Origin of the sequence: Gilliamella sp. Fer1-1, assembly GCF_001690825.1 — a bacterium.
Lineage (GTDB): Bacteria > Pseudomonadota > Gammaproteobacteria > Enterobacterales > Orbaceae > Gilliamella > Gilliamella apicola_C.
In genome coordinates this window covers 18,087-27,806 of record NZ_LZGX01000018.1, presented here as the reverse complement: position 1 = coordinate 27,806, position 9,720 = coordinate 18,087, and the positions used below count along the sequence as shown (strand labels likewise).

Annotated in this window: 13 protein-coding genes; 9 read left to right on the top strand and 4 right to left on the bottom strand. The window is 33.4% G+C overall.

The annotated features are described in order from the left end of the window. Positions 1-190 precede the first annotated feature (190 nt). Positions 191-1,525, bottom strand: a complete 1,335-nt coding sequence (locus tag A9G28_RS02110; RefSeq protein WP_141673706.1) for a replication-associated recombination protein A — start codon at positions 1,523-1,525, stop codon at positions 191-193. Positions 1,526-1,714: 189 nt separating this feature from the next. On the opposite strand from A9G28_RS02110, the gene lolA reads away from it, so the two are divergent. From lolA to A9G28_RS02090, 4 genes are all read left to right on the top strand, one after another. Then, entirely contained in the window at positions 1,715-2,311 is a 597-nt protein-coding gene (gene lolA / locus A9G28_RS02105; RefSeq protein ID WP_065579608.1) for an outer membrane lipoprotein chaperone LolA, read from the top strand. Between the two features lie 327 nt (positions 2,312-2,638). After that, positions 2,639-3,883, top strand: coding sequence for an oligosaccharide MFS transporter (locus tag A9G28_RS02100; protein WP_065579607.1), 1,245 nt, complete (start codon positions 2,639-2,641; stop codon positions 3,881-3,883). Positions 3,884-3,935: 52 nt separating this feature from the next. Beyond that, a complete protein-coding gene (locus A9G28_RS02095) occupies positions 3,936-5,054 on the top strand; it encodes a glycoside hydrolase family 172 protein (RefSeq protein ID WP_065567605.1) in 1,119 nt (372 codons plus the stop codon). 20 nt (positions 5,055-5,074) lie between these two features. Next, positions 5,075-6,073, top strand: a complete 999-nt coding sequence (locus A9G28_RS02090) for a substrate-binding domain-containing protein (protein WP_065567606.1) — start codon at positions 5,075-5,077, stop codon at positions 6,071-6,073. A 16-nt stretch (positions 6,074-6,089) separates the two neighbouring features. Here the strand turns inward: A9G28_RS02090 and smpB are convergent, their stop codons facing one another. Then, complete coding sequence (gene smpB / locus A9G28_RS02085; RefSeq protein WP_065567607.1) at positions 6,090-6,572, bottom strand: SsrA-binding protein SmpB; 483 nt, start codon at positions 6,570-6,572, stop codon at positions 6,090-6,092. Positions 6,573-6,639: 67 nt separating this feature from the next. On the opposite strand from smpB, the gene A9G28_RS02080 reads away from it, so the two are divergent. The 5 genes from A9G28_RS02080 to A9G28_RS02060 are packed head-to-tail and all read left to right on the top strand — an operon-like array spanning position 6,640 to position 8,526. Further along, on the top strand, positions 6,640-7,068 hold the full coding sequence (locus A9G28_RS02080) for a type II toxin-antitoxin system RatA family toxin (protein WP_065567608.1): 429 nt from the start codon (positions 6,640-6,642) through the stop codon (positions 7,066-7,068). Position 7,069: 1 nt separating this feature from the next. Further along, a complete protein-coding gene (locus tag A9G28_RS02075; RefSeq protein WP_065567609.1) occupies positions 7,070-7,372 on the top strand; it encodes an RnfH family protein in 303 nt (100 codons plus the stop codon). Further along, positions 7,365-7,799 (top strand): zinc uptake transcriptional repressor Zur, encoded by a 435-nt coding sequence (gene zur / locus A9G28_RS02070; protein WP_065567610.1) that lies wholly within the window; start codon positions 7,365-7,367, stop codon positions 7,797-7,799. Before A9G28_RS02075 ends, zur begins: the two co-directional genes overlap by 8 nt. Continuing rightward, complete coding sequence (locus tag A9G28_RS02065) at positions 7,787-8,143, top strand: EamA family transporter (protein WP_065567611.1); 357 nt, start codon at positions 7,787-7,789, stop codon at positions 8,141-8,143. Before zur ends, A9G28_RS02065 begins: the two co-directional genes overlap by 13 nt. Continuing rightward, a complete protein-coding gene (locus A9G28_RS02060; protein WP_065567612.1) occupies positions 8,143-8,526 on the top strand; it encodes a DMT family transporter in 384 nt (127 codons plus the stop codon). The genes A9G28_RS02065 and A9G28_RS02060 overlap by 1 nt, the downstream gene beginning before the upstream one ends. Before the next feature lie 163 nt (positions 8,527-8,689). Here A9G28_RS02060 and A9G28_RS02055 read toward each other — a convergent pair whose 3' ends face one another. Continuing rightward, entirely contained in the window at positions 8,690-8,905 is a 216-nt protein-coding gene (locus A9G28_RS02055; RefSeq protein WP_065567776.1) for a DUF4177 domain-containing protein, read from the bottom strand. Positions 8,906-9,244: 339 nt separating this feature from the next. Further along, on the bottom strand, positions 9,245-9,649 hold the full coding sequence (gene mutT, locus A9G28_RS02050; RefSeq protein WP_065567613.1) for an 8-oxo-dGTP diphosphatase MutT: 405 nt from the start codon (positions 9,647-9,649) through the stop codon (positions 9,245-9,247). Positions 9,650-9,720: the final 71 nt, after the last annotated feature.

Below are 9,720 nucleotides of genomic sequence, written 5' to 3'. Positions count from 1 at the left end.
TTATTATTAATATTATTTATTTCTATAGTATATACAAATTAATAACAAGCAAAATAATTGTTATTTCCTATTTTATAATTAGTTAAGATCTTTCGAAAGATTTTTATATTTGTTTATAGGATAGAAGAGCTAATTAAATATTTAAGTAATTAGGGCTATAAGTGTGAGGCAATAAAAATAGAACACCAGATTAGCTATTTTGTTTAGATTTGTAGCGTTGTAAGGTGCTTGTGCGATTTTGTTCTTCTATCCATGCTAGTTTATTAGCATAATTTTTTTCCGCACCACGCATTGTTGGATGGTAATATTTTGTATCAGCCATTTCAGGGGGAAAATAGTTTTCTCCCGCAGCAAAGGCATTCGGCTCATTATGAGCATAACGATATTGCGCACCATAACCTAAATTTTTCATTAAATTAGTTGGTGCATTGCGTAAATGCTCAGGAACATCATAGTCTGCTTTAGATTGGGCATCATTCATTGCTTGATTAAAAGCAAGATAAACAGCATTGCTTTTAGGAGCACAAGCCAGATAGACGATGGCTTGTGCAATTGCGCGTTCCCCTTCGGCTGGGCCAACACGTGTAAAACAGTCCCATGCAGCGAGTGCTACTTGCATTGCTCTTGGGTCGGCATTACCGACATCCTCTGATGCAATAGCAAGTAATCGGCGTGCGACATAAAGGGGATCTCCTCCTGCTGAAATGATTCTTGCATACCAATAAAGTGCCGCATCAGGGGCCGATCCTCGAATAGATTTATGTACAGCTGAAATTAAATCGTAAAAACGATCACCTTGATTATCAAACCTAGCACTTCTTTCTCCCATTATTTCTTTTAGTAATTCGGAAGTAAGCGCTTTCCCATCAGACATATCAACCAACAATTCAAGCGTATTTAGTGCTCGCCGTGCATCACCATTCACAAATTCAGCGATTTGTTTTTGGGTTTCTTCTGGTAAAACAATATTTTGTTTACCATATCCACGATCATCATCATTTATTGCTTGCTGCAAAATATCAATAATATTTTGATTTGATAGCGATTTAAGTAGATAAATTCGTGCACGAGATAAAAGTGCTGAATTTAATTCAAATGAAGGGTTTTCAGTTGTAGCACCAATAAATGTCACAGTTCCATCTTCGACATAAGGTAAAAATGCATCTTGTTGGCTTTTATTAAAGCGATGGACTTCGTCAACAAATAAGATAGTGCGAATGCCTGACTGTTGGTTGATTTTAGCCCGCTCAATGGCTTGGCGAATATCTTTGATGCCAGAAGTTACAGCAGATAAACGTTCAACTTTTGCGTTCGCATGATGAGCAATAATTTCAGCAAGTGTGGTTTTACCTGTACCAGGTGGTCCCCATAAAATCATTGAATGTAAATTACCCGCTTCAATGGCTTTTGAAAGTGGTTTTTCTTTTCCTAATAAATGTGTTTGCCCAATGTATTGTGATAAGATCCGTGGGCGCATTCTTGCTGCTAAAGGCTTAAATTCATCAGTTGTAAATTCAAAAGACATACTAGGCATGATACACTGTATCCATTCTTCGCGATATTAAACGTATTATATACTTGTTAATCAATAAGTGAAAAAGAAAATAGCTTTCCGCATAAATCGAAAAAAGCTAATATTCTCACTTAAATTTAGTTTTTTAACAGTTTTTTTAGAATACAGTTATTTTCTAGGACTCAAACATAAGGATTTATCATGAAAAAATTTTTATTATTAATTGGGTTATTGGTTAGTATGTCGTCAGCATGGGCAAACGATAAAGAAGTATTACAACAACGCCTAGATAAAATTGATGGCTTTTATGCACAGTTTTCACAGGATGTAAAAACTGCCGATAATCAACTTGTTCAACAAGGAAAAGGCGATTTATGGGTAACAAGGCCTTATTATTTTAATTGGACAATGAATGACCCTGATGTAACATCAATTATCTCAGATGGTGAAAATCTTTGGGTTTATACGCCAGCAGTTGAACAAGTGAGTGTCATGAGTTTGAAAAAAGCCGTTGATAATCGTTTAATGTTACTTATTTCTGATAGCCATAATCCGATTTGGAATGCTTATAATGTAATACGTAAGCAGAATTCATTTACACTTAAACCCACAGATGGTTCTAATCAAGACTTTGTCATTTCAGTTTTACCAACTGGCATGATCTCAAATTTTACGATAATTGAAGAAGATGGTCAGCGTAGTTTTTATGACTTGTCTCACCAAGTGTTAGGTAAAGTTGATTTAAATAAATTTAAATTTACCCCACCAACAGGGGTTACTATTGATGATCAACGTTAGCCTATTATGACATCACGGAATGTGTCAATGCGTATATATTAGCGTTATTTGGTATATAAAATAACGCTAATAAGATCATAAAAATTTTTCCTATCGGCTTATATCAAAATTTAGTCAAATATAATGTTTTATTTCTTTCTATAAAATTTTTACTCCTTTTTTTTAACCTATTATTTTTTTATAAATAAAGTTGTCTACAATAATTTTTCTTATCTAAGTTAATAAAATAATTTTGATGTTGATCACATTTATCCAATAAACCTTTTAAAGCTAAATTTTTAGCTCTGCATACTCAATTGCAGTAGTTCACTCTTTATAGGATAAATTATGACAACTGCATTTTATAACAAGCCAACTTATTGGTTCGCTTCCTGTTACAGTTTTATGTATTACGCTGCAGGTAGTTTTGTTTTTTCTTTTTATGCCATATGGTTAAGCAAAGAAATTGGTTTAACCGCAAAACAAACTGGTATTATCTATTCATTTAACTATTTTATTTCACTAATTATTATGATTGTATATGGTGTTTATCAGGATAAATTAGTTCTGAAAAAACATCTTGTCTGGTTTCAAAGTATCATTATTACTTGTGCTGCTCCTGCATTAATTTATGTTTATGAACCTCTATTACGGCATAGTTTTTATATCGGCGTTATTTTTGGTAGTTTCTTTTTGGGGTTTGGTTGGGTTGCTGGAATGGGGTTAATTGACTCCTATTGTGAAAAAATTAGCCGAGCATTTGGATTTGAATTTGGTCAATGTCGCACTTGGGGGTGTATTGCTTATGCTGTAGGTACTTTTATTGCTGGTATTTTGATTAGCATAAATCCTCATTTGAATTTCTGGGCTGCATCAGTCGTAGGAATCTGTTTTATGATTCTAAATTTTAATTTTAAACCAGATTTAAGCAAATCATCAGAAGCGATTTTTCAGAAAAAGGACAAATTAAGTTTTAACGAAATTATGTCTGTCTTTGCGCTAAAAAAATTCTGGATATTTGTTGTTTATGTGCTTGGTACCTATAGTCTTTATAATATCTATGATCAGCAATTGTTTCCTGTTTATTTTACTCAGCAATTTGAAGATGTAAATGATGGCTATCGCTTATATGGTATCTTGAACTCGTTTCAAGTTTTTCTAGAAGCTGCTGTAATGTTTTGTGTGCCATTTGTTGTAAATCGTGTTGGGGCAAAAAATGCTTTGATTTTTGCGGCATTTATTTCAGCTTCTCGCATCTTCCTCACAGGGCATGTTAGTAGTATTGCCATTATTTCAATCATTAAGCTTATGCACTGTTTAGAAATTTCTACCATTTTAGTTTCCGTATTTAAATATATTGATATTAATTTTAATGCTCGTCTTTCAGCAACCGTCTTTTTAATCGGTTATCAGGTTGCAGGCTCTGTTGGTGTTATTTTGTTTTCTACTCTTGTCGGTGATTTTTACGATACCAATGGTGCATCAACAACATTTAATCATCTTGGGTTAGTCGTTTTAGGATTTATGATTTTTGCTATTTTCTTTTTATGCGGTGATAAAAAAGCAAAATACATAAATAAAAAAATTATTTAAATATAAATAGTTTTAACAAATTGCATTTTATAAACGTTAGTAAGGATTGATAATGAACATATATAATTCAGTAACACAATTTCACTTTGAACAGACTAGAACCATTTCGCCAGAAAATATGACAGGAGAAAAAGGTAAATCTTGCATGAAAGCAAGCATTTTAGGTCCAAGCCGTAAAGGACAGGGATGCATTTCAATTCCTGCTGGTAAAACAGTCACTATTGCCGAAATTTCAGGACCTGCAGAAATTCGTCATATGTGGTTTACCTTAACTGATAGAACACATTGCGGTAGTTTTGTGTTACGTGACGTTGTTATTCGCATTTACTGGGATGATGAATCAGTGCCATCAGTCGAAAGCCCGATTGGTGATTTCTTTTGTAATGGTTTTGGGGCAAGATGTGATATTAATTCAATGCCAATCGTAGTTAATCCTACAGGGGGATTTAATAGTTATTTTAGAATGCCATTTAATAAAAAAGCGAGAATTGAAATTCAAAATGAACATGAAGCTGATCTACAGCATTTCTTCTTTACTATTAATTATGCCTTAATGCCAAAACCATTTGAGGCTCCACTTTATTTTCATGCTCAATGGCGTAGGCAACGAGTAACTAATTATGCCGAAGATTATGTGCTATTAGATAATATCGAAGGACATGGTTATTATGTCGGTACTTACTTAGCTCTAACCGCTTTGGAACGTTACTGGTGGGGAGAAGGAGAGTTTAAGTTTTACCTTGATGATGATAGCGAATATCCAACTCAACATTCAACAGGATCTGAAGATTATTTTGGTGGAGCATGGGCATTTCATAATCGTGATAGCCAAGGTCGCCCATCAGCTAAGTGCTTCCAAACGTTATTTATGGGGTATCCTTATCAAACTAAACGTGATGCAACTCGTGACTTTTTTCAAACAGGGGACGCTAATCCTGTACACGGTTTTGGTGATGATGCTCTACCAATGCATGGGCTATATCGTTGGCATTTACCTGATCCCATTGCATTTCACAAAAATATTAAACTTGCATTTCAACAAATAGGTAACGATGATATAAGATTATATGAGCGTTGTGACGATATTGCTAGTGTTGCGTATTGGTACCAAAACCCTTCGGCTAATAGCAACCCAATATTTCCTAATAAACAACTACGCACTCCTCGTTAATATATAAAGGAGATAGTGCTATGGCGAGTAATAAATTAAAAATCAATGATATTGCTCGTTTGGCTGGCGTGTCGGCAACGACCGTCAGCCATATTTTTAATAAACGAGATAAAAAATATCGCATTTCAACACAAACACGGCAACGTGTTCTATCCATTGCAGAACAGTACAGTGATCAAGCCCATATTCGCCAATATCTGGTTAAAGCAAATAGTACGGATACCATAGGCGTGATAGTTCCAGACATGTCTAATTCTTTTTTTTCTATGTTTCTGCACTATTTAGAATCTTCATTTAGGCAAAAAAACATACAATTATTAATAACTTGTAGTCATTATAATAAAGAAATAGAAATTAAAGTGGCACAAAACTTAGTTGAACGAAAAGTTGATGCTATGATCGTTGTTACTTCATTAAATAGTGATGAGTTTTATGTTGATATTAATCAAAATACGCCAGTATTGTTTTTCGATCGTTATATTAAAGATACTTCATTGCCGTTTATCACGAGTGAATCATTACACTCTGTTGCAGAGTTAATTTATCCATATGCTAAACAATTAGACGAATTTTATTTCATTGGATGTGATACACAATTAACTTCAATAGAAGCCAGATTGCAAGGCTTTAAAAAAGGTCTTCAACAGGTTGGATTAAGCGTTAACTCACAATGGTTAGTGAGTGATGACTATTGTCCCAATAAAGGATATGAATTACTCAAACAGCTTCACAAAAAATTAGGGCGACTGCCAAAGGCTATTTTTACTCCTTCATGTAATATATTACAAGAAGTGCTTAGCTATTTAGTGGAAGTGGAAGTTAAACCACAACAAATCTATTTATGTTCTTATGATTATAATATTTATCTGAATTATTCTTACTATCCAATTGATACTATTGCTCAAGATTTTCAAAGCATGGCTTACACTTGTGTCGATGTAATTGATGCTCTACTTAAATTCAAAGAATTAAAAAACAAAGCTTTTTTTATCAAACCACAAATTATACGCCACCGTTAGAGCGATGCTCATATTATTAACGGTTAGCGTTTTTCATAATCCGTGCTTTGTCAACTTGCCACTGACGCTCTTTAATATCTGTGCGTTTGTCGTACTCTTTTTTACCCTTGGCAACACCAATTTTTACTTTTGCCCAAGCGTTTTTCCAATAAAGCGAAAGGGCAACAACCGTATAACCTTGGCGATTAATTTGACCAAATAAGGAATTAAGCTCTCTTTCGTTTAATAATAATTTTCGATTACGCATAGGTTCGCATACAACATGAGTTGATGCGACATTAAGTGGTGTAATAGTAGCCCCAAATAACCATGCTTCACCGTCTTTAAGCAAAACATAACTATCACTAATATTTGCTTTTCCCGCACGTAGTGATTTCACTTCCCAACCTTGCAGAGATAAGCCCGCCTCAATTTCCTCTTCAATAAAGTACTCATGGCGTGCGCGTTTATTTAAAGCTATAGTTGCCGCACCCGGCTTGTGTAATTTTTTCTTAGTCATAATATGCTATATTATAGAGTTACATGATATTATATGCTACTAATTTTATTTTTTTATTTAATTTCTTATGGCACATGTTTTTCGTGAGGTTATTGAACCTTATTCTATAGAACAAATGTTTAGTTTAGTCAATGATATTACCAAATATCCCGAATTTGTTCCCGATTGTATCGCAACTGGTATTATTAGCAAACAAGATAATACGTTGACTGCGTTTATTGAAGTTGAAAAATTAGGCTTTAAAAAAGCTTTTACTACAATAAATTTAATTAATCAACCACATTCTATTGATATTAAATTGCTTGAAGGACCATTTAAATACCTGTCGGGAAAATGGCAATTTACTTCAATAAGTGAAAGTCAAAGTAAAATTAGTTTTAGCTTAGATTTTGAGTTTAAAAATAAGTTATTAGATATTGCTTTTACTCCCATATTTAAAGAGTTGATGACTAATATGGTCAATGCGTTTTCACAAAGAGCAAGGCAAATATATTAAAATGATAAATATTCAAATTGTTTATGCATTACCAAATAATGTAACAGTTATTGATTGTGAAGTTGACGAAAAAACAAACATCTTGCAAGCAATAAAAAAATCCAATATCTTATCAAAATGTCAAATTAAATTAGATGAAAATTTAGTTGGCATCTACGGAAAACGTTGCGATGTTAATGAACTGGTTAAAAATGGGGATCGGATTGAAATCTACCGAACATTAATCAATGATCCAAAAGAAATAAGACGAAGAAAAGCCGCTCAAAAAAGCAATGACGAAAGGCAAAGGAAACCGAATGCATAACCTGCTAATTGAAAAAATCGAAACTTTATGCAAAAATCGAGGTACAAAACTGACGACACAACGTCGAACTGTTTTAGATATAATGCTGACAGCAAATAAAGCAATGAGTGCCTACGATCTTTTAGATCTGCTCAAAGTCAGTGAACCACAGGCTAAACCACCGACAATTTATCGTGCACTTGAATTTTTACTTGAACAAGGTTTTATTCATAAAGTGGAGTCCACCAATAGCTATATTATTTGTCCACATTTCCAAGATCCCGAACATATTTCAATTTTATTTATTTGCGATAAATGCCAACAGATCATCGAAAAACATTCACAAGATATCGAATATCAATTCAAAAATTTAGCACAGCAATCTGATTTTTTAATCAAACATAGTGTGCTAGAAATACATGGGTTTTGTCAACAGTGTCAATCTTGATCATTACTCTTTGGTTAATTAATATTGCCTGCGATACTGTCGGGCAAATTGCATTTAAATATGCAGCGATTAATTCCAAAGATACGCAAGGCCTGCGTTATTGGCAAAAACTTTTTGGTAACTATTGGTTATGGCTAGGTTTTGCTGCTTACTTTATTGGCTGTATTTTTTGGCTAGCTTTTTTAAGCTCTGTGCCATTATCTCAAGGAATATTACTGGGATCATTTAATATGATTACTGTTATGCTAGCTGGTCGGATTTTATTTAAGGAACATCTGACGAGCTTTCGTCTTATTGGTATCCTTTTTATTACGATAGGCGTAGTTTTGGTTGGACTTACGTAATGAAAAAATTTTATATTATTGGGTTTATCTTACTATTGTTTTTTGATACGTTTGGTCAAACAAGCTTTAAGTTAACCGCATTATCGGCGATGCCCCTTGAAATGAGCATTGATTGGTTTATCCGTATTTTTACTCATAGGTGGGTTTATTTGGTAATTATTGGGTATACTGGAGCATTTGTCACATGGATGATATTATTAAAAAAAGCACCTGTAGGCCCCGCTTTTGCCGTTTCTCATTTACAGTTAGTTACGGTAATGTTGGTTTCGGCTATTGCATTTGATGAGCCAATTGCATTTATACGTATGCTTGGTGGGCTATTCATTATTATTGGTATTGTTTTTTTAGCTCTGGCAGAACAAAAATTAAATCGTAATACTTAAAATTTTTTATACTGAAGCGTAGTACTTTCTTAAGCTTTTTGACAATAGGTAATATAGTAATTGATTAAGCTTAATTAAGCATATTTAGTGGGAGATACAATATAATTAATAGATATATTGTGTCTCCCAATCTGGTATCAGCTTATCCCCTATAGAGGTAAGCTTAGTTGCGTTCGCGTTCCATTACAATTAAATAGGCTTCCCTTTTCCAAAATAAAAATAAACGACGCATATCTTTTTCCATCGTCACTACACGCCAGCCATCTTTAGCATTTTGATTTAAAAATTCGGAAAATTTAACCTCGTTAGCATTCGCTGAGCCTAAAAGTAATGAAGACAATGCGCCTTCTTGGAAAACAACTACCTTATATTCTTTCATAACAATTAAAACCTTAATATTATTTTTAACAATGCAATTTTTAATGATAAGTAACATTAAAAATTCTCGGCATTATATATTATGTAAATTTTGTTTCCTAGCACATAATTAATCTTCCATAAAAATATATGATTAGTATGTTTTTGTTCAGTTTGTTGCTTAAGACTTTCGGTTTATGGTTAAAAGTTTAATTTGATAGTAATGTGCACAGTATAACTCTCTTGTTATGTAGTTCTATATGGCATATTAATTTATAATGAAAAATTAAAAATACCCTCACATTAAAACATAAGATTGCATAATGAGAAAGGCAATTAAAACTAAATCATTATAAATGGGCTAAATTTGTTTATCCAAATTTTTAAGCATTTCGATAATTGGTCGATTAGCATCAGGGAACTCATCAGCATTTAAATCTTGCTGATCTACCCAACGGCTGGGTTGCCCTTCTTTTGCAAAAGGAACACCATCCCATTCTTCTACTAAATAAGCATAGATAGTAATATCGCGATCATCATAACTGTGTTCGACTGTTTTTAAGAATTGGGCTTGGTGGATATGAATATCAACTTCTTCAGCAATTTCACGTTGTAGGGTTTGATAGGGTATTTCTCCTGCTTCTATTTTCCCTCCAGGAAACTCCCAAAATCCCGCTAGATGGGAATCTTCACCGCGTTGGGTAATAAAAATTTGACAATTTTGTGAACGAATAATACCTACAGCAATTTCAGTATGTTTTTTCATAATTGTGTTTGTCTATGAGTTAGGTTAGGGAAAGCTTAACCTTTCCCTTTTAGTTCTTGTCGATCTTAATC